General features: G+C 65.7%; 25 protein-coding genes and 4 tRNA genes. 14 read left to right on the top strand and 15 right to left on the bottom strand.

The window, feature by feature from the left end; genetic code table 11:
- Positions 1 to 18: 18 nt before the first annotated feature.
- Both ORI27_RS21590 and ORI27_RS21585 read right to left on the bottom strand, forming a co-directional pair.
- On the bottom strand, positions 19 to 1,086 hold the full coding sequence (locus ORI27_RS21590) for an NAD(P)H-dependent amine dehydrogenase family protein (RefSeq protein ID WP_265999090.1): 1,068 nt from the start codon (positions 1,084 to 1,086) through the stop codon (positions 19 to 21).
- Entirely contained in the window at positions 1,083 to 1,955 is an 873-nt protein-coding gene (locus ORI27_RS21585; protein ID WP_265999089.1) for an SDR family NAD(P)-dependent oxidoreductase, read from the bottom strand. The genes ORI27_RS21590 and ORI27_RS21585 overlap by 4 nt, the downstream gene beginning before the upstream one ends.
- Before the next feature lie 96 nt (positions 1,956 to 2,051).
- Here ORI27_RS21585 and ORI27_RS21580 point away from each other — a divergent pair, with 96 nt between their 5' ends.
- Together ORI27_RS21580 and ORI27_RS21575 are read left to right on the top strand one after the other, a co-directional pair.
- Positions 2,052 to 3,257 carry a thiolase family protein gene (locus ORI27_RS21580; protein WP_265999133.1) on the top strand — a complete coding sequence of 402 codons (1,206 nt, stop codon included), beginning with the start codon at positions 2,052 to 2,054 and terminating at the stop codon, positions 3,255 to 3,257.
- Positions 3,258 to 3,259: 2 nt separating this feature from the next.
- Complete coding sequence (locus ORI27_RS21575; protein ID WP_265999087.1) at positions 3,260 to 3,670, top strand: Zn-ribbon domain-containing OB-fold protein; 411 nt, start codon at positions 3,260 to 3,262, stop codon at positions 3,668 to 3,670.
- A gap of 1 nt (position 3,671) precedes the next feature.
- Here ORI27_RS21575 and ORI27_RS21570 read toward each other — a convergent pair whose 3' ends face one another.
- Together ORI27_RS21570 and ORI27_RS21565 are read right to left on the bottom strand one after the other, a co-directional pair.
- Positions 3,672 to 4,142, bottom strand: a complete 471-nt coding sequence (locus tag ORI27_RS21570; protein WP_265999086.1) for an ATP-binding protein — start codon at positions 4,140 to 4,142, stop codon at positions 3,672 to 3,674.
- A 30-nt stretch (positions 4,143 to 4,172) separates the two neighbouring features.
- The gene (locus tag ORI27_RS21565; RefSeq protein ID WP_265999085.1) at positions 4,173 to 4,562 is read right to left on the bottom strand and encodes an STAS domain-containing protein; all 390 of its coding nucleotides are present in this window, start codon (positions 4,560 to 4,562) and stop codon (positions 4,173 to 4,175) included.
- Between the two features lie 278 nt (positions 4,563 to 4,840).
- On the opposite strand from ORI27_RS21565, the gene ORI27_RS21560 reads away from it, so the two are divergent.
- From ORI27_RS21560 to ORI27_RS21545, 4 genes are all read left to right on the top strand, one after another.
- A complete protein-coding gene (locus ORI27_RS21560) occupies positions 4,841 to 6,211 on the top strand; it encodes a cytochrome P450 (protein WP_265999084.1) in 1,371 nt (456 codons plus the stop codon).
- Between the two features lie 132 nt (positions 6,212 to 6,343).
- Positions 6,344 to 6,619 (top strand): hypothetical protein, encoded by a 276-nt coding sequence (locus ORI27_RS21555; RefSeq protein ID WP_265999132.1) that lies wholly within the window; start codon positions 6,344 to 6,346, stop codon positions 6,617 to 6,619.
- 185 nt (positions 6,620 to 6,804) lie between these two features.
- The gene (locus ORI27_RS21550) at positions 6,805 to 7,224 is read left to right on the top strand and encodes a DUF6319 family protein (RefSeq protein WP_407666388.1); all 420 of its coding nucleotides are present in this window, start codon (positions 6,805 to 6,807) and stop codon (positions 7,222 to 7,224) included.
- Between the two features lie 923 nt (positions 7,225 to 8,147).
- A complete protein-coding gene (locus tag ORI27_RS21545; protein WP_265999083.1) occupies positions 8,148 to 9,263 on the top strand; it encodes an alpha/beta hydrolase in 1,116 nt (371 codons plus the stop codon).
- A 398-nt stretch (positions 9,264 to 9,661) separates the two neighbouring features.
- On the opposite strand, the gene ORI27_RS21540 is transcribed toward ORI27_RS21545, so the two are convergent.
- Positions 9,662 to 9,733, bottom strand: a tRNA-Val gene (locus tag ORI27_RS21540).
- 170 nt (positions 9,734 to 9,903) lie between these two features.
- On the opposite strand from ORI27_RS21540, the gene ORI27_RS21535 reads away from it, so the two are divergent.
- The 3 genes from ORI27_RS21535 to ORI27_RS21525 all read left to right on the top strand — a co-directional run bounded on the left by ORI27_RS21535 (position 9,904) and on the right by ORI27_RS21525 (position 10,165).
- Positions 9,904 to 9,976 (top strand) — tRNA-Gly (locus ORI27_RS21535).
- Positions 9,977 to 10,004: 28 nt separating this feature from the next.
- Positions 10,005 to 10,075: transfer RNA gene (locus ORI27_RS21530), tRNA-Cys, on the top strand.
- Positions 10,076 to 10,090: 15 nt separating this feature from the next.
- Positions 10,091 to 10,165: transfer RNA gene (locus ORI27_RS21525), tRNA-Val, on the top strand.
- Between the two features lie 168 nt (positions 10,166 to 10,333).
- On the opposite strand, the gene ORI27_RS21520 is transcribed toward ORI27_RS21525, so the two are convergent.
- Positions 10,334 to 10,843, bottom strand: a complete 510-nt coding sequence (locus ORI27_RS21520; protein ID WP_265999082.1) for an Rv2253 family sensor-like surface protein — start codon at positions 10,841 to 10,843, stop codon at positions 10,334 to 10,336.
- Positions 10,844 to 11,206: 363 nt separating this feature from the next.
- Positions 11,207 to 11,587: a hypothetical protein gene (locus ORI27_RS21515; RefSeq protein ID WP_265999080.1), complete on the bottom strand. Its 381-nt coding sequence runs from the start codon at positions 11,585 to 11,587 to the stop codon at positions 11,207 to 11,209.
- 903 nt (positions 11,588 to 12,490) lie between these two features.
- Between ORI27_RS21515 and ORI27_RS21510 the strand changes: the two genes are divergently transcribed.
- Positions 12,491 to 12,754, top strand: a complete 264-nt coding sequence (locus tag ORI27_RS21510; protein ID WP_265999078.1) for a hypothetical protein — start codon at positions 12,491 to 12,493, stop codon at positions 12,752 to 12,754.
- Positions 12,755 to 12,988: 234 nt separating this feature from the next.
- Here ORI27_RS21510 and ORI27_RS21505 read toward each other — a convergent pair whose 3' ends face one another.
- The 4 genes from ORI27_RS21505 to ORI27_RS21490 form a co-directional block, all read right to left on the bottom strand.
- The gene (locus ORI27_RS21505; protein WP_265999077.1) at positions 12,989 to 13,279 is read right to left on the bottom strand and encodes an EF-Tu/IF-2/RF-3 family GTPase; all 291 of its coding nucleotides are present in this window, start codon (positions 13,277 to 13,279) and stop codon (positions 12,989 to 12,991) included.
- 3 nt (positions 13,280 to 13,282) lie between these two features.
- The gene (locus ORI27_RS21500; RefSeq protein ID WP_265999076.1) at positions 13,283 to 13,798 is read right to left on the bottom strand and encodes a hypothetical protein; all 516 of its coding nucleotides are present in this window, start codon (positions 13,796 to 13,798) and stop codon (positions 13,283 to 13,285) included.
- A gap of 93 nt (positions 13,799 to 13,891) precedes the next feature.
- Positions 13,892 to 14,713: a 1-acyl-sn-glycerol-3-phosphate acyltransferase gene (locus tag ORI27_RS21495; RefSeq protein ID WP_265999075.1), complete on the bottom strand. Its 822-nt coding sequence runs from the start codon at positions 14,711 to 14,713 to the stop codon at positions 13,892 to 13,894.
- Between the two features lie 73 nt (positions 14,714 to 14,786).
- Positions 14,787 to 16,625 (bottom strand): AMP-dependent synthetase/ligase, encoded by a 1,839-nt coding sequence (locus ORI27_RS21490; RefSeq protein WP_265999074.1) that lies wholly within the window; start codon positions 16,623 to 16,625, stop codon positions 14,787 to 14,789.
- A 127-nt stretch (positions 16,626 to 16,752) separates the two neighbouring features.
- Here ORI27_RS21490 and ORI27_RS21485 point away from each other — a divergent pair, with 127 nt between their 5' ends.
- On the top strand, positions 16,753 to 17,496 hold the full coding sequence (locus ORI27_RS21485) for a Clp protease N-terminal domain-containing protein (RefSeq protein WP_265999073.1): 744 nt from the start codon (positions 16,753 to 16,755) through the stop codon (positions 17,494 to 17,496).
- Here ORI27_RS21485 and ORI27_RS21480 read toward each other — a convergent pair.
- From ORI27_RS21480 to ORI27_RS21465, 4 genes are all read right to left on the bottom strand, one after another.
- The gene (locus ORI27_RS21480) at positions 17,478 to 18,767 is read right to left on the bottom strand and encodes an ArsB/NhaD family transporter (protein ID WP_265999072.1); all 1,290 of its coding nucleotides are present in this window, start codon (positions 18,765 to 18,767) and stop codon (positions 17,478 to 17,480) included. The two genes, ORI27_RS21485 and ORI27_RS21480, sit on opposite strands and share 19 nt — an antisense overlap.
- Positions 18,768 to 18,792: 25 nt before the next feature.
- On the bottom strand, positions 18,793 to 19,236 hold the full coding sequence (locus ORI27_RS21475; protein WP_265999071.1) for a CBS domain-containing protein: 444 nt from the start codon (positions 19,234 to 19,236) through the stop codon (positions 18,793 to 18,795).
- 54 nt (positions 19,237 to 19,290) lie between these two features.
- Positions 19,291 to 20,508, bottom strand: a complete 1,218-nt coding sequence (locus ORI27_RS21470) for a cation:proton antiporter (protein WP_265999070.1) — start codon at positions 20,506 to 20,508, stop codon at positions 19,291 to 19,293.
- 205 nt (positions 20,509 to 20,713) lie between these two features.
- On the bottom strand, positions 20,714 to 20,911 hold the full coding sequence (locus tag ORI27_RS21465; protein ID WP_265999069.1) for a hypothetical protein: 198 nt from the start codon (positions 20,909 to 20,911) through the stop codon (positions 20,714 to 20,716).
- A gap of 17 nt (positions 20,912 to 20,928) precedes the next feature.
- Between ORI27_RS21465 and ORI27_RS21460 the strand changes: the two genes are divergently transcribed.
- The 3 genes from ORI27_RS21460 to ORI27_RS21450 all read left to right on the top strand — a co-directional run bounded on the left by ORI27_RS21460 (position 20,929) and on the right by ORI27_RS21450 (position 23,391).
- Positions 20,929 to 21,318, top strand: coding sequence for a hypothetical protein (locus tag ORI27_RS21460; RefSeq protein WP_265999068.1), 390 nt, complete (start codon positions 20,929 to 20,931; stop codon positions 21,316 to 21,318).
- Between the two features lie 166 nt (positions 21,319 to 21,484).
- Positions 21,485 to 22,801: a N(5)-(carboxyethyl)ornithine synthase gene (locus tag ORI27_RS21455; protein ID WP_265999066.1), complete on the top strand. Its 1,317-nt coding sequence runs from the start codon at positions 21,485 to 21,487 to the stop codon at positions 22,799 to 22,801.
- A gap of 56 nt (positions 22,802 to 22,857) precedes the next feature.
- Positions 22,858 to 23,391 (top strand): GNAT family N-acetyltransferase, encoded by a 534-nt coding sequence (locus ORI27_RS21450; protein WP_265999130.1) that lies wholly within the window; start codon positions 22,858 to 22,860, stop codon positions 23,389 to 23,391.
- Positions 23,392 to 23,419 lie beyond the last annotated feature (28 nt).

The raw sequence follows: 23,419 nt of genomic DNA, 5'->3' as shown, positions 1-23,419 counted from the left end.
CGCTCCTGCCCACCGGACTCACCACATCACCGTGTCGGCGTGCGCGGCGGGCAGGTCCTTGACCGACAGCAGCCCCGGCGGCGCGGCGCACACCGCGTCGATGGCGTTGACGGCACGAGCGGCGGTGGAGATGACGCCGCCGTCGTTGTGGTCGACACCGTCAAGTCCGAGGTGGGTGTTGATTTCCACCCCGGGTTGACCGTGCACGACCACTCGGTGCACGCCGAGGCGGCCGTCCGGCGGGTACGGCCAGTCCGGCGCGGTGGCCGGGGTCAGCCGGTTGACGTGCTCCATGGTGATCAACGGCCGTCCGTCGCGGATTCCCTCGACCGCGAAGCGGACGGCGGCCACATGGCCGGGCGGCACGCCCATCATCGTGCACTCGATCTGCGTCGGCGTCACCCAACTCTCGTGCCGCTCGCGCACCTCGTCGAGCCGGACCCCGAGCATCTCGGCCAGCGACCGGACCTGCCCACCCCACAGCGAGGCCAGCACGCCGGGGGCGAACATGATCGGGGTGTGGTCCGGGGTTGTCCCGAAACCGAAACTGACACCGGTGAATTCAGCATCGTCGTAGCTGCCGTAATCGCAGATCTCCGACACCGTGATCGCGGTGGCCCGCCCGGCCAGGCTCAGCGCGGTGTAAATGAGGGTGTCACCGGAGTAGCCGGGGTCGACACCGTTGATGTACAGCGAGGTACCGCCGTCGGCGCAGGCCCGCGCCAGTGGTTCGCGGATCCATGCGTCGGCGTGGTGCGGGGCGACCAGCCACACCATCGACGTGCCGACGACATTGGTGCCCGCACGCAGGAATCGGCAGATCTCCTCGATCGCCTCCTGCGGACGCATCTCGGCCTGCGAGGTGTAGACGACACAGTCCGCGCCGAGTTCCACCAGCGCGTCGATATCGTCGGTGGCGACGACCCCGGTCGGCTCACGCAGACCGCACAGCTGCGCGGCGTCGCGACCAACCTTGTCGGTGCCGTGGGCGTGCAGACCCACGAGGTCCAGGCTGGGCCGTTCGATGATCATCGGCAGGGCGTGGCGACCGACATTGCCGGTCGAGAATTGGATGACGCGCTTCACAGCAGATCCGTGATGGTCTTGAGGCCGGCCTCGTACAGCACGCCGGGCATCATGCCGCCGTCGATCTCGATGGTGGTCCCGTTGATGAAATCGGCTGTCCCACTGCACAGGAACACCACCGCGCGACCGACCTCGGCCGGCTCCCCGGCCCGGTGCATGGGCACGGCGTGGAAGTATTTCTCGCCCGACGGGTCGTCCTTGGGCAGCACGAAAGACTTGAAATTGTCGGTCATCGTCGGCCCCAACGCCAGGCAGTTCACCCGCACCTTCGGCCCCCATTCCTCGGCCAGCGAGCGGGTCAGGTGATTCAGGCCGGATTTGGCGGCACCGTAGGACACCAGCGTCGGAGAGCCGGCGGGATGCCCCGCACCACTGGAGATGTTGACGATCGACCCGACACCGTCCTGCTCGCGCATCTGCCGGTAGGCGCGGATGGCGAACCACATCGGGCTGATCAGGTTCATCTGAATGGCGAAGGAGTGGAACAACACGGTGCGCTCGTAGTCGTCGGCGGCCTCCGGGGCGCCCTGGATGCGAGCGACGAGCTCGGGGATGTCTTCGACGTGTGGGGCGGGCACCGTGCCACCGGCGTTGTTGACCAGGATGTCGATGCGGCCGTAATCGGCCACCACAGAAGCGACGAATTCGTCGATCGCGCGGTAGTCCCCCTGGTCGCAGACCCGCTGCGACGAGCGGGCCAGCCAGTCAGGGTTGTCGGTCACCCCGGGCATGGCGTCCAACGGCCCGCGTGAACAGCCGATGACCGTGGCACCGGCACGCAGCAACTCGTGTGCGATACCGAGTCCGACGCCGCGGCTGGTGCCGGTGACGACGGCGACTTTGCCGTCCAACGATGCAGCACTGTCCACTGTGAGCTACCTCTCCGGTTCGCCGATTTTCATTAAACGGTCAATATGATTACATGCTTAATGTTATTCGGCAATGACGAGACGAAGGGCGGCGGCATGGGTCTTCGCGGAGAGGCCGCGATCGTCGGCTATACCGAACTCCCCTCCAGCAAGCGACCGACCGGACCACTGGAGTTCACCCTCGAACAGTGGGCCCGACTAGCGGCGGCCGCGCTGGCCGACGCGGGTCTGTCGGCCGCCGACGTCGACGGCATCTGCACCACCCACCTTCAGGAGTCGCAAATCTTCGTGCCGTCGACCGTCGTCGAATACCTGGGCATCAAAGCCAGTTTCGCCGAAATGGTCGACCTCGGTGGCGCCAGCGCGGCGGCCATGGTGTGGCGTGCGGCCGCCGCCATCGAGCTGGGCCTGTGCAATGCGGTGCTCTGCGTGATCCCCGCGACGCCGATGACACCGGTCAGCGCGCAGAAACCGCTGGACGTCAGCGAGATGATGTACTTCGGGGCATCGAGCAACCGGTACGGCTCACCGCAGGCCGAATTCGAAATCCCCTACGGCAATCTCGGCCAGAACGGCCCGTACGGACAGGTGGCCACCCTGTATGGCGCCACCTACGGCTACGACGAACGCGCGATGGCCAAGATCAGCGTCGACCAACGGATCAACGCCAATCACACACCGGGGGCGATCTTCCACGACGTGCCGATCACGGTGGACGACGTGGTCAACAGCCCCGTCATCGCCGCGCCGCTGCACATGCTGGAGATCGTGATGCCGGTGATGGGTGGCGCGGCGGTGGTGGTGACGAATGCCGAACTGGCCCGCCGTAGCGCCAACCGGCCGGTGTGGATCAAAGGGTTCGGCGAGCGGGTGCCCTACAAGACGCCCACCTACGCTCACGAGCTGCTGCAGACACCGATGATCAAGGCGGCCGCGTCGGCGTTCTCGATGTCCGGCCTCACCCCGGCCGACATGGACATGGTGTCGATCTACGACTGCTACACCATCACCGTGTTGCTCAGCCTCGAAGATGCCGGCTTCTGCCAGAAGGGCAAGGGGTTGCAGTTCGTCGCCGAGCACGATCTCACGTTCCGCGGCGACTTCCCGATGAACACCGCCGGTGGGCAGCTGGGTTACGGGCAGGCCGGAACGGCCGGCGGTATGCACCACGTCTGCGACGCCACCCGCCAGATCATGGGCCGCTCCGGCGCCACCCAGGTGGCCGACTGCAACCGCGCATTCGTCTCCGGCAACGGCGGCATCTTGAGCGAACAGACCACCCTCATCCTGGAAGGCGACTAGTCATGAGCGATTTCGCCAAGCCGATGCCGATCCCCACGCCGACCACCCAGCCGTTCTGGGATGCGCTGGCCGAACACCGAATCCGCATCCAGTACTCGCCGTCGGCGCAGTGCTATGTGTTCTATCCGCGGGTGCTGGCCCCGGGCACGCTGGCCGACGACCTTCAATGGCGCGAGATCTCCGGGGCAGCCTCTCTTTATACCTATACAGTGGCCTACCGGCCGGTGGCACCGCATTTCGCCGGGGACACCCCGCAGCTACTGGCCATCGTGCAGTGGGACGAAGGGCCGCGGTTCTCCACCGAGATCGTCAATGCCGAGCCGACCGACCTCGCGGTCGGCATGCGGCTGCGGCCGGTTTTCGTCGACTATCCCGAGTCCGGCGTGACGATGCTGCGCTACGAGCCGGCCTGACCTACCCGACCCTGGTATCGGCGTCGTCGTTCTGGATGGCGTGCAGCTGTTCAAAGCGCAGGCAGACCGTCGTGCCCAGCGGGGAGGTATCGATGCTGACATCGTCGGCGAGGGCGCGCATCAGCGGGATGCCGCGACCACGCGCCCGGCTCTGGGTGGCCGGCGTCGCTTCGCGCCAGCACCCCTGGTCGGCGATGGTGATGGTGAGGGTGGAATCGGCGCGGACCGCCTCGACGTCGATGGTGCCGACACGGCCGCTCTGCAGGTAGGCGAATTCGGCAGTATTGGCCAACGCCTCATTGACCGCGAGGACGACATCGCTGAACCGAACCCTGTCGAGATCCCCGCGCCCCCGCAGCCAGGTCGCGAACTCGTCACGAACCCTGGCTGCGTTGTGCGCGTCAGCGACGACATCGTTGCGAACGAAGCGGTCACCGTCGGCTGTGGGACTTGGGTAACTCGGTGTCGTCATGGCAAATCTCTTATACCCAACTTCCGAGCATTACTCACCCAATGCGGCGCGTGCCTCTTCCAATGTGTCGTAGAGGCCGACGATATCGGCCAACCCGACCAGTTTCAGCGGCCGGCTTGTCGCGGGCCCACTGGCCACGACGCCGAAACCGATCTCCGCAGAGGCCTTGTCACGGGCCGCGACCAGAACACCCATCCCCGCCGAGGCGAGGAAGTCGACGTCGGTCAGATCGACGATGATCGCCGTCGGATTGTTCTTCAGCGCGGTAGCGATACTGGTCTCCAGTTGCGGTGACGTCAGCATGTCCACCACACCGGAAGCCGAGATGACGGCCGTGCGCCCGAACCACTCCTCGTTGATCACGCAGCCGGTATTGGCAGCGGTAGTCGTGCCCGTAGTGGCAATGGTTTGCTCGTCCAAGATTCACCTCACTAGCGCGCGCCTGACGGCGCGCTCGCGGTTACGTCATGTCTGCGAGGCTGCCGTCTGAACCTGGCATGAACTTAGTAGCAGTTGTGCGCCGGTCTGCTTGCGGCGCGAGTTGACGTCGGAAAAATCTCCGTGCCAACTATTCAAGGCTAACGCACTCGGCTCACCCGCAGCGCGCCCAAACCGACGAACGGGCACGTGAGTGCGAGTTGATCGCACCATTTCGTCGATCTCGGTTCGTCGTCGCACGACGTTTCTATACTGGACTCATGTCTAATACACCGTCGTCAACGCTGCCGCCGGGGCCCCCTCTGCCACCGGCCATACAGGCGGCCCTGATGCTGCGGTTCTGGCCGCGGTTCCTCTCCGCCTGCCGGCGCCGCTACGGGCATACCTTCACGGTGCGGATCTCCGGGATGGGCACCGTGGTGTATTTCGACGATCCCGCCGATATCAAACAGGTGTTCGCCGGCGATCCCGCGGTCTTCCATGCCGGCGAAGCGAATTCCATGCTGTCCGGCCTGCTGGGGCCGGCGTCGGTGCTGGTCGTCGACGACGAAGTGCACCGGGATCGGCGACGGTTGATGTTGGAGCCGTTTCATCGCGACGCGGTTGCCCGCCAGACCGAGGTAATGGCCGAGATCGCCGCGGCCAATATCGCGACCTGGCCGGTGGGCAAGCCGTTTCCGGTGGCACCGAAGATGTCTGAGATCACCCTGGAGGTGATCATGCGGCTGGTCATCGGCGCCAGCGATCCGGCGCGGCTGGCCGCGCTGCGCGAGGTCCTGCCGCGGCTGTTGAATCTGACCGCCATCGAGCTGGTGGGGATCGCCTCACCCACCCTGCAGCGGCGGCGGCTGTGGCGCGGGGTGCGGCGCCGCATCGACGAGGCGGACCGCCTGCTGTATGCCGAGATCGCCGATCGCCGCGCCGATCCGGACCTGGCGTCGCGCACCGACGCCCTGGCCATGCTGGTCCGCGCCGCCGATCAGGACGGCCGCACAATGACCGACTCCGAACTGCGCGATCAGTTGATGACGCTGCTGGTCGCCGGGCACGACACCACCGCCACCGGCCTGTCCTGGGCGCTGGAACGGCTGACCCGCCATCCCGCGGTGCTGGCCAAGGCGGTGCGGGCCGCGGAAGCCAGCGCGGCCGGCGACCCCGACGGCGACGAGTACCTCGACGCGGTGGCCAAGGAGACGCTGCGCAACCGGCCGGTGGTCTTCGACGTCGGCCGGATCCTGACCCAACCGGTGGAGATCGCCGGCTACCACCTGCCCGCGGGTGTGATGGTGGCGCCCGGGGTGGGATTGGTTCATTCCGATGACCGGATCTACCCCGATGCCCAGCGCTTCGACCCCGATCGGATGGTCGGCGCGACGTTGAGTCCGACGACGTGGCTACCCTTCGGCGGCGGAGCGCGCCGGTGTTTGGGGGCGACGTTCGCGATGGCCGAGATGCGGGTGGTGTTGCGCGAGGTGCTGCGCCGGGTCGAGCTGGCCACGACCACGGCCCACGGTGAGCGACCGAGGGTCAAGCACGTGATCCTGACGCCGAATCGCGGTGCGCGGATCACCGTGTCACGAGTCAAGACACCTCGGACTGCCGATGCCAGCATGACGGGCCACACGGCGTAACAAGCTGCACTGCATCAAGTCTCGACAAGTGCCCCTCGGTGGGTAGACAATCCACGGCCACGTTTCGAATTTGCCGATTCTGTGAATCATCTGCGTGCCGTTCCCAACCGAGAGAGGTTCCCAGTGAAGCGAATCGTGCACTTTGCCCTTGCAGCATCGGCGGCGGCTGCCGTTCTGAGCGGTTGCTCGGCCTCGGAGGTCCTCAACACCGGCGGCGACACCAAGTGCAAGGACTTCCTCACCCAAGACGAGAAGAAGCAGAACGACGAAGTCAGCAAGATGCTCAAGGACAACAGCGGGCAGGATCCCACGAATCTGGAAATCACTGCCACAAAGACCTCGGTCACGCTCTATTGCCAAACGCTGGGCAAGGAAGACACCAAGATTTCCGAGGCTCCGCACGGCTGACGCGCCTGTCACCTTGCGAACACCGGCGATAATTGGTGAAACGCGTTGATAAACCGCGCATTTCAGCCTGACGCCAGGGGTTCCGGGTCTCGACACGCCCACTGGCCCCGACTTGGCCAGCCATCGAACGTATGTTCTACTGGATGTCGTTGCCAGCCGCCGTCCACGAGGAGATCGACGTGACCATGACTGTAGACACCCACGCGCCGTCCGCCGAAGCCGAAACGCCGGAGGTGTTTCTTCGTCCGATCGGACCGACGAGCCCCGAGTCCTTGGCGCCTGCGTCGTCCGATTCCGCCGGGCCTGCGAAGGCGCCGGCCAAGAAGACCGCCAAGAAGACCAAGACGCTCGAGCTGACCCTCACGGTCACCGGTACCGCCGACGGTGAATGGCGCGCGGATCTCAAGCGCGGCAGCACATATGTGGCTCGCGACCTTGCGATCGCGGCGGCCGCCGTCTCACGGGCCGCCAAGGAACTGCATGAGGACCTCGCCACCCCCATCGACGAGGTCATTGAAGCGGCGCGCTCGGAGCAGGCCGCCAGGGTCGCTGCGCTCGAAGCCGAACTGGAGGCCGCCCGCCGGGCGCTCGCCGACCTGGACTGAGCCTCATCCTTGGCCCCTTCTGAAGCCAAGTGGCCGGAGGAATGCGCTCTGCGCTGGGCCTTTGTGAAGTGGTCCCGACTGGGATCGAACCAAGTGACCTTCCGCGTGTGAGGAGCATGACGCAGCGTTTCCCTAGGTCGCTGCTGAGCATAGGAATCGCGCTCCACCTGCGGAGATGCTCCACCCAGAACCTGGTCGGATGCGGGTTGAGTGGGAACTATGTGTGAAGTCCGGCGTGTCGCGTGTGAACTTTTCCGGGCGGCTACCACTGCTGCAGCCGTAGCTTCATCGTCTCCCCCACGCGCACATACGCAACCCCGCCGCCGCGTGAGGAAACCTCCCCCGCCGGCGGGCACTACCCGCTGCAGTGCCGCGTCCAGATCCACCACGCTGAGATAGACACACTCTGGCGTGGCGACCCGCCCCGCCCCGCGCCGCCCCGCCCCGCTCACGATGCGGCTGGCCCCGACGGGGATCGTCACAGTGCGGCCTTCGCTGCCGTCAGCGCGGACACCGGTCACCCGCTCGGGCGCAGGTTCGTCGACCGCTGCCGCGACCGCAGCGACGACGACATCGGCTTCGGTCTCGGGAACGAAGAGCAACAGTCCATCAAGAGAGTTCATGGCTCAGATGATGAACTGGTTCGGCCGGCAGACACGTCCGTGCCCCGGCCATGCCGGCGCCTACGGCCGCGACGCGAGCGGTGGTGACGTTCATCTGATTCTCCTGGGGTGTTCGGCTCTCGGAGAGGATTTGGACCGCCTCATTGACACCCAACTACTGTTCCGCGGATCAGGGCTTGCCCTGAGTCCGCCGATAAGCCGATCATCCGGCGGAACCCGCGTTCCCGGTACGCACGGGCGGATCCTCCGCGGAACCGCCTGCGCGATGCCCGCCAGCCGATCGGTCGCTAGGGTGGTCGCATGGTGATGGCTGACCGCCCGGAGGTTGAGACCGCATCGGTGCCGGTGACGGCATTGACTGTGGTCGGGCTCGCAGAGTCGATGCTCAACGGCTTGGCCAGGATTCCGTTCCGGCGGCCGTGGCAGGGTGGCAATGGTTTGCTGGGCAATCTCGGCCAGTCGGTCACGCGACAGGCGATCCGGTCCTTCATGGGGTACTCGATGGGACTGCCCATCGAGGAGTTCCGCTCGATGGAGAAGATTCTCGACGACCTCTGCCGGGTCGTGATGCCACCCTTCGTCGGTTTCGCCGACGGTGTCGAGATCAAGTCCGACAGCGTCGGCGGGGTCCCCGGTATCTGGTGCCGAGCCAAGTCCAGCTCCGATGCCTACCTCGAGGATGACGAGCAGCCCCGGGCGATCAAGGCGACCGTGCTCTATCTGCACGGCGGCGGCTATATCGGCACGTCTCCCAGCATGTACTCCGCCTTCGCGTCGTCGCTGGTACGGCTCACCGGATGTGAGGTATTCATCGCCGACTACCGGATGGCTCCCGAATTTCCCTTCCCCGCGGGTGTTCTCGATGCGGCGGACGTCTATCGCGGACTTCTCGACCGTGGCCTTGAGGCAAATCATCTGATCGTCGCCGGCGATTCGGGCGGCGGCGGATTGGCGACCTCACTGATCGCCCATCTGCATGTCCAGGACATCCCGATGCCGGCCGCGCTGGCGTTGTTCTCGCCCGAAATCGATCTGGACCTCAGCCATCCCTCGGTGACAGAGAATGCCGCGCACGACATCCTGCCGTGGAGTGTTCCGGTAACTCCGTATCTGCACGGCGTGCAACCCGACGATGCCCGGGTGTCGGCGGTCTACGAAGAACCTGATCCGACGTGGCACCCACCGACGTTCGTGTGCTGGGGCGCCGACGAGATGTTCCGGGACGGCATTCGCGAGTACGCCGAACGGCTGGAGAAGGCCGGCGTTCGAATCCGGGCGATGGAGGAGCCTGGGATGTTCCACGTATTCCCGATACTCATGCCCTGGGCCGAGCCGTCCAAGCGGGTCTTTCGCGCACTCGGGGACCTCGCCCAACGTGAGGTCACCCCGGATCCGACAGGCGAGCAGACGCACTGACGCCAACGGTGACAATCTGTCGACTCTGGTCGGCCGTTTGAACCGCTAGGCACTGGTTCCGCAGAATTAATTCCCATAATCTGTGTGCCCACCCATCCCACTGCGCACCGTTCCAATACCGCGTGCCGGGACCGCCGAGGGGGGGGCGGGATACCACCCTGGCGCCGTCATCGGGACTCGCAGACCAGCATCTCGGATCGCAGCTTCTACCTGCGGGAACAGTGCAGCTTTACCGTACCGGCACCGACGCGATCGCGGGCGTCGCCACACGACAGGCCTTCGCTGCCGCGACTTCGAGACGATTGTTGAGACTCTCGGACCCACGTTTATGAAACAGGCGGTTAGCGAACGCGCGTGCAGGGTCAGCTCGCCTTGCTTGGCGCTGGGCCTTTGTGAAGTGGTCCCGACTGGGATCGAACCAGTGACCTTCCGCGTGTGAGGCGGACGCTCTCCCGCTGAGCTACGAGACCCGGTACGCACACCATCAGAGGTGGCGATTCGCCGACCAGGAACACTAGCACGGCAAAGCCATCCGGCCAGAATGCGCTCGTCGCGGGGCCACAGCATCGGGATTTGTGTGGCTTCGGTTGCGTCGACTATTGTCGTCCTTCGCAGCGGGCGACGATCTCGTCCGAGGCGCGCGGATGTAGCGCAGTTGGTAGCGCATCACCTTGCCAAGGTGAGGGTCGCGGGTTCGAATCCCGTCATCCGCTCGAAGGTGCAAGTGGCATCAAACCCAACGGTGGAGTGGCCGAGTGGTGAGGCAACGGCCTGCAAAGCCGTGCACACGGGTTCGATTCCCGTCTCCACCTCCGAAGTTTTGCCCCGCGCGATTAGCTCAGCGGGAGAGCGCTTCCCTGACACGGAAGAGGTCACTGGTTCAATCCCAGTATCGCGCACCAGTTTCGATGCAGGTGAGCCGCAGTTTTGACAGGTAACGCTCAGCCCCTCCACCACATTTGCGCCACATCGATCTTCGAACGTCACGCATCCACCCACACCGTGGGGCCAACGACCCAACGACCCCGCCCGGCAATAGCCAGTGGTGATCGGGAATTTCGCTGCAGACCCTAAGCGCGCTCAGCGGTCATGTTCATGTCGACGGTGCCCTGGCACGCGCCGCTCAAGATCTCGGTGTGCATCGAGCCGGAAAGGGACCCGTCAGGTTGAGGCGTGTACCGCACGTTGGCGCGGGCTGGATTCCACTGGACCGTCTCGTCGGGCATCATGCACTCCCATTGGAAATCGCTGGCCTGCGTCCACGACGACCCATCCCAGGTGAACTGGACGGGCTGCGGCACCGTCGGGTTGCTCGGTGGCGGGCCGCTCGTGATCGTGGCAACGCACGTGCCGCTCGCACAGCTCGACTGGAATCCGTAGATCTCGGTGTGCTGCTGCTCGGGCTGACCAGCAGCCATACTCGTCCCGGCTTTTGGGCCGACGATGAACGTGATCGCGTACTCACCGTTCCAGGACGGCGAGTCCGCGCACGCAGTTACCGGAAGCCACAGGGCCATCGCGAGCGACGCGGCGCACAAACCGAGCAGTGTGCTCAGGCTGCGGCGATCCAAGTGAGCCACGGCTCGATACTAAAGCCGGAGAGAGGCCGAGCCGTCGCTTTTTGATTCCGAGGATTTGCAGGGCTAAACGAGCCAAACAAATTTGTCGTGGCCCTACGCACACCTTGTCTGGGGTTGCCTGCGCGGAGTCGCGCCGTGGGTGGTTACCGCGGCGGCCGCAAGGACGTTGCATATTCATGGATCCGCCAGGGCCAAAACCCCCAAGCCGCCGTGGCGGGTCCCGTTGTGTGACGATCCCGCCCCAGCAGAGGCGGGCAGCGATCTCGCCACCTGGTGAATTAGCGGAAGACGGCCCCGCAGTTCACCTCCGGTCCCAACTTCCGTGACAGCGCGTTCTGTTCGATATCGGCACCGCCCGACCTGTCAGATCGGTATCGACTCGGGCCACCAGGGCGGGATGTTGTCGACGCAAAGCGGTGCGGGATAGTCCCCGCCGGGATTGTGTTGCACTGCCACAGCGACCCAGACGACGACCAGTGTCGCGCACGCCGCACCAGCGCACGCCGCAATGGCCGCCCCCCGCCTACCGGTCCGGACGATCAGCCAGAACGCGAGTGCCCCCGCGACACCGCCAACGACCGCCACAGCGGGTGCGGTGAACAGCAGAAGGCCCAACGCGTTCGCCGACGAGTTGATCCCGACGTCGCAGGCAGCCCACATGCGAGATAGCAGCACCACGACGGCGATTGCCGAGAAGACGCCTGAGGTCAAACCGGCCGCGACGGCGGCGCCCCAGCTACGCATATGACCCCTCGAATCCGTCGCGCCCGTTCCAGCCCGCCCACGGGCACACCGCCGAGCACCCTGGGTGCGACCAGGACGACACTAGCCGCTGCCGGGTGGGTCGACGAGGTTGTCGCCGTCCAACCACACGTGCCCGGCACCGACCTTCAGTGGCCGGCGCAGGCTCGCCGCCCTGCTCGACCTCGGGCACCCGGCCCTCGCTCGCCTTTGCCTGAGTGCACGGCGCGCAGCGTCCGGGGCCTATGCCGTGACGGCTTCGCGAAGGTGATCACCGGCGAACGCCGAATCTGCCCTAATCTCGTTGTCACCCTTGGCAATACGCAGCGCTGGAGCGCACCGCTGCGAACCCGCCGTTCACCTGACCGTCAGGGCGTAGGCGATTAAGACAACTGTCGCCGCAAAGACCAGGGCGGCGACCACGTACTTGGCCGCCGGAGGCAAGTAGCCCTCACTATGGCGGGCGTCATACCTGAGTCGGCGCTGCAACCTGTGCCAGATTCGTCCGAACCAATCGACTAGCGTCACTGCCGGCACCCCCATCGGGGTTGTTGGAACTAGCTACCAACCAGAGGTAGTGAGGCTGTCGTCGCTAGTTTGGAAGTACGGCGCCATCACACGGGTATTCGTAGCCCTGTCGCCGGTATCGCTCTAGCCTACCACCGCAAGTCGGCGGGCAAACGGCGCCAGCTGCAGCACCGCAGAGGTCATCGAATTTTCCTACAGTCCAATATGTTTCGATGACGCTCAGGGAGGCAGGCACCGACGGCGGACCGGCCGAGTGCCCGCCAGCCACAACAAGACTGATAGTACTGAAAATCCCCCGCGCCAGGTCCCCAACCGTCGTAGTGCGCCAATGGACCCCAACCCCGAGGACTGCCATGACCGCTCTTGAGCAGCTGCCGTTTGACGCTGCTCACCCATCTCGACCAATGGCAGGCCCTGCTGGCCGACCCCGACCGGGTCGACCTTGCCCGTACCGGCGCCGCCCACGTCGGATTCGGCCACGGCCTGCACTACCGCGTTGGCGCCGCACTGGCCCGCCTGGAGCTGAAGACCGTCTACTCCCAGCACATTCCCCGGTTCCCGGCCCTGCGGCTGTGCGCGGACCCCTCGACCATGACCGGCGCCCCCATTCCCTGTCACACGGCCTCGTCGCACGGCCGGTGACCTGGTGGAGCACGCCTTTCCCAGTCGTCAATTTTTCTCCGCGAAGTCGGCTCCTGCAGCCGCCCGGTGTCGTACATTTCAGACGACGCAAAAACACAGCCGACCGGTCGGGTCCCGGTCAACCATCACCCCGGGCCGACCGTCATGAGCGGGTCTCCAGGGGTGGGCTACGCGAAGTGGCCACCCCCTTGGGCCACCGGCCCCCCGCCCCTGGGGACCACTTTTCCCGATCGCCTACAAGCTCACCTCGACGCCGCCCGCCGCGGGTTCGCCACCGGAGGTCAGTACGTCCCCCGGCGACACGTCGCTGCGGCCGAGCCCGGAGAACAGCAGGCCGACGTTGTCCCCCGCCACCGCCTCGTCCACCTTCTTGCGGAATTGTTCGACGGCCTCGACCATCACCGCACGGGCGCCGTTGATCCGCACCACGTCGCCGACCCGGACCGCGCCGGCCTCGACGCGCCCGGTGGCGACCAGACCGCGCCCTTTGATGAAGAAGACATCCTGCACCGTCAGACGAAACACGGGCTACCACCCCACCCCGGGCGGTTGGTCCTCAGTCCACAGGCAATCACCGCTCAGCGTGATGGTGAACAACTTGGGCAAGACCTCCAGCTGCAACTGCTCGCCCGGCGGACCCTCCGAATGCACCAGTGGGGCAAGCACTCCCGCGCTCACCACGGTGACCTGATCGGCGCCGCACACCGTGTCCGGGGCCAGCGGCTTGGCTGTCCACTGGCCCGAACGGAGGTTCGGATTGCGAAAACCCTGCCCGTGCAACGTGATCGCGGGCCCGTAGCTCAACCACGTGTCGGCCGGATCGAACGGCGTGTCGACGGGTGCCCAGCGGCCCGGACGATCCTGATCGGCCTGGCACACCAGGAAGTCCCGGCCGCCGGGCAGCTGCGTCATGGCGTTCGCGAAAGCCGACAGGCATGGGGCGCCAGCGGCCGGTACCGGATTGTCTGCGTGCGCGGGCACCGCCACGAGCGAGAACGCGGCGGCCACCGATGCCGTGGCTGCCAGCACAGCACAATGCCTCATTACCGCCCCATCCTCGCTCCGACCCGGCCTCAAGACTACGTCGGCTCGCGGACATGACCAAGAATGTCCGCACCCCGGAGGAGGCTCGTCATGCTAACCGAGTATCGGGATGCGCCGTTTGCGCGAAAGCCGGTGCAGTGCAGCCTGCATGACCCGGCGGACGTGAGCATCGACCTCAACGACATCAGCATCGTCGCCGTACTCGGCAATGACATCGATGGGCTTGAGCACCTCGGTGATGATCTTGGTGGGCAGCGGCATGTTCACCGGCACCAGCACACTGAGGCCGAACGGGAATCCGACGCTGATCGGCAGGATATCGGTTCGCCCCAGTCTGCGTTCCAGCCCGGCAAGGCGCAAGGCCCGGGCCAGCCACCGGCCCCGCGTCAGATAGAACTGGTTCTCCTGTCCCCCGATGGATACCGCCGGCACAATTGGCACACCGGCCTGTACCGCTGTTGTCACATAGCCCGTCCGGCCGCCGAAGTCGATGATGTTCTCCCGCACTGTCGGTCGGTAGACGTCGTAGTCTCCGCCGGGATACACCAGGGTCGTCGCCCCACTCGCCAACGCTGCTGCGGCGTTGTCCGGACTGGCGTGTACAACGCCGAGGTGCACCAGCAGCTCGGCGGCCGGCGGGTGGAAGAGCAGGTCATGCGCCAACACGTAGAGTGGGCGGTCATAGCCAAATTTGTCGTAGTAGTCGACGGCCAGCACCGCCGCGTCGGGCGTGACCACGCCGCCGGAATGATTGCAGACCATCAGGCTGGCACCGGCCGGGACATTGTCCAGACCGCGCACCTCAGACCGGTAGTAGACCTTGACGATCGGGCGTACCGCCGCCATCACACGGCGCGTCAACTCCCGATCCCACCTGCCGACTTCCACCGGCCCGACGTCGCTGTCGCCCACCATGCTCACGTCCTCGATCCAAGCCACAGGTTACGCCCGAGACCCGCGTCGGCGCGGCAAGCGGCGCGGACGCCCGCTAGCCGTACAGCTGGTCGATGTTGCCGTGGAAGTTCTCCACGACGGCCTTGCGCTTGAGCTTGAGGCTCGGCGTCAGATCGCCGGCCTCGACCGTCAATTCGCGGTCGATGATGGAGAACCGCTTGACCTGCTCCCACCGGTTGAGGTGCTTGTTGAGGGTCTCGACGTACTCCCCGATCATCGCCTTGGTCTTCTCGTCGGTGGCGATCTCGGAGAAGGACTTGCCCTCCAGGCCGTTTCGGTCAGCCCACTCCCTGATCGCCTCGCCGTCCAGGCTAACCAGGGCGACACAGTACGGCTTGCCCTCGCCGTAGATGATGATCTCGCTGGCGAACGGGCACAGACCCTTGAATGCCGCCGAGATCGCCGAGGGCGCGACATATTTGCCCTGTGAGGTCTTGAACATGTCCTTCTTGCGGTCGGTGATCCGCAGGTAGCCCTCGGCATCCAGCTCGCCGATATCGCCGGTGTGGAACCAGCCCTCACCGTTGATGGCCTCGGCGGTGGCCTCGGGCAGATCGTGATACCCGCTCATCACACCGGGCCCCTTGAGCAATACCTCGCCGTCGTCGGCGATCTTGACGTCGGTGCAGGGCAACGTCCACCCCACCGTGCCGAACCGGTAGGCCTCCGGGCGGTTCAGCGACGACGCGGCCGAGGTCTCGGTCAGCCCGTACCCTTCCAGCACGATCGCCCCGACGGCATCGAACCACTGGGCGACATCGCGATCCAGCGCCGCCGAGCCCGAGATGAAGAACCGCAACCGCCCGCCGAACCTCGCGCGGATGGTGGAGAACACCAGCCGATCGGCGATCGCGCGCTGCAGAGCCAGGCCCGCGCCGACCCGGTGACCGGCCTGGTTGGCGCGAGAGACCCGCAGGCCCACCTCGATCGCCCAGTCGAACATCCGTTTCTTGAAGCCACCCTCCTCGGCCATCGTCTCGATGATCCGGCCGTGCACCTTCTCGAAGATGCGCGGCACCGCACCCATGAACGTCGGCTTGACGACCGCCAGATTCTCGACGATCTTGTCGACCCGGCCGTCGATCACCGTCGGAAAACCCATCAGCAACGGCATCGCCAGCATCACCTTGCCGAACGAGTGGGCCAGCGGTAGCCACAGGTAGTTGAGGTCCTTGTCGGTCAGGACATGCAGTGACTCCAGCGCGGCGGCGGTGTACGTCCACGCCTCATGGTGAAGCCGCACCCCCTTGGGCTTGCCGGTGGTGCCGGAGGTGTAGATGAGGGTCGCCAGCTGCGTGGGCGGGATGGCCTCGATCCGGTCGACAACCGCGGTCGGGTTGTCCGCCAGCAACTGCTTGCCCAGTTGTTCGAGGTCGTCGAGGGTGATCACCCAGTCGTCCTGGCTCGTGCCGTCGATGATCACCACCTTCTCGACGGCCGGCAACTCGCCGCGGTGGGCGACCAGCTTGTCGACCTGTGACTGGTTCTCCGCCACCACAATCCGGCTACCGGAGTTGGCGACGATGAACGCCACATCCTCGGCGTTGGTGCTCGGATAGACCGTCGTCGTGGCCGCCCCGGCCGACAGGATGCCGAAGTCGACCACCACCCACTCGTAGCGGGTCCCCGACGCCAGCGCCACCCGGTCCTCGGGGTTGACCCCCAGGGCGATCAGCCCGGCCGCGATCAGTTCGACGCGGTCACCGACCTGCTGCCAGGTGACACTGGTCCACCCGTCATGGTCCGGATAGCGAAACGCTTCGCTGTTGGGCGTGGCCGCGACACGATCGAGGAACATCCGGGGCACCGACGGCGCCCGGTTGTCGATCTTGGTCATGTCGGGCCGCTCTTCGGATTTACGCAGGCCTGCCATGGCGCCGAGTTTATGGATTCCGCCGCGGTGCCGGTGGCGAATCGGGAAGCGTGGCGGGCGGGGGGCGAACACCCGCTGCCGTCAACCCACAGTTGACGGCAGCGATTCGTCAACTTACGGTTGACGGATGGAAGATCCGGTTCGCGTCGCCTACCCGATTCGCCTCGACGATTTCATCGATGCGATCAAGGGTGTTCACACCGACGCTCTCGAACAATTGACCGACGCGGTGCTGGCCGCCGAGCACCTCGGTGACCTCGCCGACCACCTGATCGGTCATTTCGTTGACCAGGCCCGTCGCTCGGGAGCCTCCTGGACCGACATCGGCAAGAGCATGGGCGTCACCAAACAGGCCGCGCAGAAGCGCTTCGTACCCAAGCCGCCCAACCTGACCGCCGACCTCGACCCAGCGCAGGGCTTCTCCCGGTTCACCCCCCGGGCCCGAGCCGCCGTCGTCGCCGCCCAGAACGCCGCCCACGAGGCCGGCAATGCCGAGATAACCGCCGACCACCTGCTGCTGGGATTGCTGACCGATCCGGCCGCACTGGCCACTACCCTGTTGCGTGCTCAGCAGATCACCCACGAGGCGGTCCGCGCGGCTGTCACGTTGCCGCCTCCCGCTACCGAGATGCCCGCCCTGATCCCGTTCGACGCGGCTGCGCGAAAAGCGCTGGAACTGACGTTCCGCGAGGCACTTCGCTTGGGCCACAACTACATCGGCACCGAGCACATGTTGCTGGCCCTGCTGGAAGCCGAGGATGACGACGGCACCCTGCACCGCCTGGGATTCGACAAGGCCCGCGCCGATATCGACGTCGTTGCGGCACTGCAGGCCCTCACACAGGGCTCGGGTCAACCGAAAACGAAGTAACGCAGCCACACGTACGGCACGGCGAGGCCGACGGTCAGCACGGTCACGATCACGCCTTTGCGGGTGAACTCCCAGAAGCTGATCGGATGGCCTTCCCTGGCCGCGATCCCCAGCATCACGACATTGGCGCTGGCGCCGACCGCGGTGAGGTTACCGCCGAAGTCGGCGCCGATCGCCAGAGACCACCACAGCGCTTGGCCGTGAACGGGATTGGTCACTGTCGCGGCGAGATCGGCGACCACCGGGCTCATCGTGGCGACGTAGGGGATGTTGTCGATCACCCCCGACAGGACGGCCGACACCACCAGGATCAACATTGCCGCCAGCAACGCGTTGCCACCGGTGAGCCGCCCGGCGAACTCGGCGATCTGTGCGATCACCCCGGTCTTCACCAGCGCGCCGACCAGGATGAACAATCCGGCGAAGAACAGCAGGGTCTCCCACTCCACGCTGCCCAGGTAGTGCATCCGCTGGACACCGGAGATGACGATCAGAACGCCGGCACCCAACAGGGCAACCACCGACGGCTCGACGTGGATGATCGAGTGGCCGATGAACGCGGCGAACACCGCAACCAGCACGACACCGCATTTGACGAGCAGCCGCACATCGCGGATCGCCTCCCGCTCGTTGAGCGACATCACCTCGGCGACCCGGTCGGGTTCGACGTCGAACGAGCCGCGGAACAACAGCGGCAAGGAGAGCAGGAAAACCACCAGCGCGATCAGCACCAGCGGGGCCAAGTGAACCAGAAAGTCGTTGAACGACAGACCTGCTCGGCTGGCGATGATGATGTTGGGCGGGTCGCCGATCAGCGTGGCGGTGCCGCCGATATTGGAGGCGAACACCTCGGCGAGCAAGAACGGCACCGGGTTGACCGACAATCGTTCGCACACCAGCAGCGTCACCGGCACAATCAGCAGCACCGTCGTGACGTTGTCGAGCAGCGCGGAGGCCGCGGCGGTGATCAAGGCCAGCAGAATCATGATCCGCAAGGGAGATCCTTTGGCCCGCTTGGCCGCCCAGATCGCCGTGTATTCGAACACCCCGGTTTGGCGCAGCACGCCGACGATCACCATCATGCCCAGCAGCAGGAAGATGACGTTCCAGTCGATGCCGGTTTCGTGGGAGTAGAAGATGTCATCGGAGCCCACGACACCGAGCGCCACGACCACCGCGGCACCACCGAGTGCGGCTTTGACTTTGTTGATCCGCTCGGTCGCGATGAGCAGATAGGCCACGGCGAACACCGCGAGAGCGACCACGGCCATGATTACCGCGCCCCCCGCAGCGTCATCAAACCTGCAACGCCACTTCCAGCAGCCGGGAGGCGGTGATCACGCCGACGAGCTGTTTGTCGGCCACCACCGCGACCAGCGGGGAGTGTTCGCGCGCCATGATCGCAGCCACCTCGACGATCGTGTCGTCGACGTTGACCGTCTGCATCGGCGGCGGTGATTTCGGCAGCACCTGTTCGACCGACCTGCCACCCAGCTTGTCGGCGACCCGGTCGGCCGCCTGCTCGCCCAGCACCCCCGCCAGCGACGGATCGTCCTGGATGTAGGCGGGGACCAACAGCCGCACCACCTGCCACGCCGGCAGGATGGTCAACGGCCGCCCCTGCGGATCGGTGACCACCAACCCGGGCAACCGCTGCTCGGCCATCAGCCGCACGGCATCCAGGGCACCGGAATCCAATGCGACGACGGGGAATTGTTCGGCAATCTGCTCTGCGCGCACCCTCAAACAGTACGTCTCGCGTCGGCGTGGGATGGTCAGTCACGCATTCTCCGGTCATGTGTGTTGGTTGCCCACGGCTTGGCCGGGGTCGGGTTGGCCGGTGGGCAGGTTGTCGGGCGGCTCCACACGCAGCATCCGGGCCACCGGGACGTCGGTCGACGAATGCAGCACGATCGACAGCGCGATGGTGACGGCGACGAGGTCGAAGACCAGGCGATTGTCGGGAATGCCGGACTGCAATACCAGCAGGCCGTAGACCACCGAGGCAAATCCCTTGGGTCCGAACCACGCCGCGGTGAGCCGCTCCCGGCGCGGCATCTGGGTGCGCACCAGTGACACCAGCAGCGACACCGGGCGCACGACGACAATGGCGAGGATCGCCAGCAGCCAGCCCTGCCAGCCCAGGTGCGAGAGCCGGTCGGGGGTGATCAGCGCACCGAACACCAGGAGCGCGGCGAACTTGGTGAGCTCGGCCAGCAGGTCGCCGAACGGCTCGAATCGTTCCGCCACGACCGGGTCCAGCGTCGCCAGGGTCGAGCCCGCCGCGAACGCGGCGAGATAGGGGTTGGCATGGGTCAGATGGCAGCAGGCGTACACGACGATCGCGATGGCCACCGGCCCCAGCGGCTGTAGCCGTGGCTCGGCGGTGAGTATCTTGCTGCGCCAGGCCAGCGCCACCAGCGCGGCGACCGCGAAACCGAGCACCAGCCCCAGCAGCAGTTCGCCGAGCACCTGAGTCCAGTGCGAGCTCTCGTGCTTGGCCGTGGCGAGGAAGATCAGCACGAACGGCAGGGCCAGACCGTCGTTGAGCCCGGATTCGACATTGAGCAGCCGGCGCAGACGCAGCGGGATATCCGAACGGCCGACCAGCGCGGCGGCGAACACCGGGTCGGTCGGCGACAGGACGGCACCGAGGAGGAAAGCGGTGGGCCAATCCAGCCCGGCCAGGAAATGGGCGGGAACCGCGATGCCGACCATCGTCAACGGCATCCCCAGCCCGAGCGCACGCCCGGACAAGGTCCAGTTCTCACGCAGCGCACGCATGTTGGCGCGCTGTCCGTCGGTGAACAACACGGTGAACAGCGCGATGTCGGCCAGCTGGGCGACCATGGCGTGTTCCGGGCCGAGGTCGACGATGTCGAACCCACCGGGTCCGATCAACGCACCGGCCAGCAGGAACATCAGCGCGGTGGACAGCACGGTCCTGGCCGCGACGCCGGACAGCGACACACTGAGCAGCAGGACCGCGCCAAATGCCAGGACTAGCGCCACTCCGGAGTCTCCACATCCCCATCCGAGTCGGCGCCACTCAGCGCGACTGCCGACCAGACTTCCCGGCACACCACCCGTAAACATGCCGTATCGGCGGGTCCCGGGCAACCGCGCGGGGCCAGGCTTGGGCTACCCGCCCATTCCACCGTCGGCGGTCGGGTGTTCTGGGACTGCTACCGCGAGGAGCTGTTCACGGTGCTTCTGGTCAACCCCACAGTCGGCGCTTCTTCCATCCCTTTTCATCGCCTTCGACCTCGGTCCACTGCCCGGAGACGTATCTGTGCTGCCCTTTCACGCCAATTCTCACGACGTCGAGCGTGCCATCATTGTGCTTGACATAGGCGTCACCGAAACGCATGTACTGCACGCTTCCGCCATCGGGCAACCTCACGGTAACGGTCATGGTTCAAACCTCCAGGTATGCCGACGAACGTCGGCAGGATCACGGTGATCGAGCTTGTCCGCTCCCAAGACACGACGACCGGGCGCGCGAGTGTGGTTGGTGAGGCTGGGCGCTACGGCCAGTTCGCTCGCAGCTTTGTCTCCGAGTTTGCGGTGACGCCCGATGGTGTGCTGATCAGATCGAAACGGCGACGATACGACGTGCGGGTCGGTGTCGGCGGAACCATGGATTCCCTACTCTGTCGAACATGTTCGCTCGCAACCGAGCTGCCCGATACCCTCGACAGTACGCCAAATCTCGTCATTGAACTTGACTATCGCCCACGTCATGCGAATGACCTTGTTTTCCAATGGCTCTCAAACTGGTGCGAGGCCAGGCCCGCCACCCACCCGGACATCGGAGCGTAGGGTTCGGGACATCGGGACCACCACGGCCCCACGATCAAGGGCCACCCATGTCTGACACCACGCTCAACCGAACCACGACCAAAACGCCCGGAATGCAACAGAGCGAGACGCGTGCCGCCCAACTCGGCGAACCAGCAGCTGCGGGCTCGCGCACCCGGGCCTGACCATGTCCCGAATTGTTGATACACAACAGCTTTCGCTGGGAGTCTTTGCCCGTTCGGGCAAGGAGAACGAGCGGAGATTACCCATTCATCCGGCGCATCTGGGCAGGATCGATCCTGCGGTCCGATCGCGGATATTCCTCGAACACGGCTACGGCTCGGACTTCAGCTCCACCGACGAAGCGCTGGGCCAACTCGTTGGTGGCATCGGCACCCGCGAGCAGCTCATCGCCGATTGTGACGTCATTCTCGTGCCCAAAGTCCAGGCCCAAGACCTCACCGAAGTACGTGAGCGACAAGTCGTACTGGGCTGGCCGCACTGTGTGCAGGATGTTGCGCTGACACAGGTCGCCATTGATCGGCAGCTGACGCTGATCGCCTTCGAGGCGATGAATCACTGGCGGCCCGACGGCGGGTTCGAGTTGCACGTCTTTCACAAGAACAATGAGCTCGCGGGCTACTGCTCGGTGTTGCACGCCATGCAGCTGGTCGGGCTGACCGGCAGCTATGGGCGTCGCCTGCAGGCCACCGTCATCGGATTCGGCGCGACCGCCCGCGGCGCCGTCACCGCCTTGAACGCCCACGGCGTCGACGATGTGCGGGTACTGACCAACCGTGACGTCGCCGCCGTCGGTTCGCCGATCCACTCCACCCAGATGGTCCAGATGGGCCACCACCCGGACACGCCCGACCGAATCTGGGCCGACGCAGCAGACACCCCGATCCCAGTAGCCCGATTCCTCGCGGACAGCGACATCGTCGTCAACTGCGTGCTGCAGGACCCCAGCGCGCCGCTGATCTTCGTCACCGAGTCGGAACTGGCCGCCTTCGCCGCGGGCAGCCTGATCGTCGACGTCTCGTGTGACGCGGGCATGGGCTTCAGCTGGGCGCACCCGACATCCTTCGCCCACCCCATCATCGAGGTGACCGATGGCGTGTACTATTACGCCGTCGACCACAGCCCGTCCTTGTTGTGGAACTCGGCGACATGGGAGATCAGCGAGGCGCTGTTACCACACATCGAAGCGATTTTGGCAGGGCCGGCGGGGTGGAACATGAGCCCGACGATCTCTCGGGCCGTCGAGATCGGCGACGGTGTCATCCTGAATCCGAAAATCCTGGCGGTCCAGCACCGCGACAGGTCCTATCCGCATCCTGTTCGCGACGACCGGTTGCCGCGCTCACGTCAAAATCCTTGGGCGAAGTCGACTTCAGCTGATCATGGCTGTGGCCCTACTGGCTACCTGCGGGTGGACCGCCAAGGTGACAACGCACCAGAGCGCGATAATCACGATGTAACCGACGTGCACCCAAGGAAGTGACTGTGCCATCACCGCAGCGACGCCACCCCGCCGTGTCGGCATCGGCGCGCGAGACCATGACAACTCACTCGGTCGACGATGCGGCCGATACCGATATCGAGGAGCTCGCCGAGGTCGCCGCCGCCACCTTCCCGCTCGCCTGCCCACCAACCTCGCCGCCGGGTGAGATCACCGCCTTCATCGCTGCCAACCTGTCGCGGCAGCGCTTCGCCGACTACCTGGCAGACCCATCGCGCACCGTGTTGACAGCCCGCGAGCATGGCCGAATCGTCGGCTACGCCATCCTCGTCGACGGCATCGGTGACGACGCCGACGTCGCCCGGTCGGTCACCATTCGGCCCGCCGTCGAGCTGTCCAAGATCTACGTGTTGGCCGACAGCCACGGCTCGGGGGTCTCGGCGGGGTTGTTGGCCGCCGCCATCGATCGCGCCGGCGCGGCCGCGGCCCGCTGCATATGGCTGGGCGTGAACCAGGAGAACATTCGGGCGCAACGGTTTTACGCCAAACACGGATTCACGATCGCCGGTACCAAAACGTTCAAGATGGGCACGAATACCGAGCACGACTTCGTGATGGTCCGCGGGGTCTGACCTCCCCGCGCCGCGCCGACTGCGCCCC

It is taken from the genome of Mycobacterium pinniadriaticum (genome assembly GCF_026242045.1).
Lineage (GTDB): Bacteria > Actinomycetota > Actinomycetes > Mycobacteriales > Mycobacteriaceae > Mycobacterium > Mycobacterium pinniadriaticum.
The sequence above is the reverse complement of the archived record's forward strand: the minus strand, read 5'-3'. Positions and strand labels throughout refer to the sequence as shown.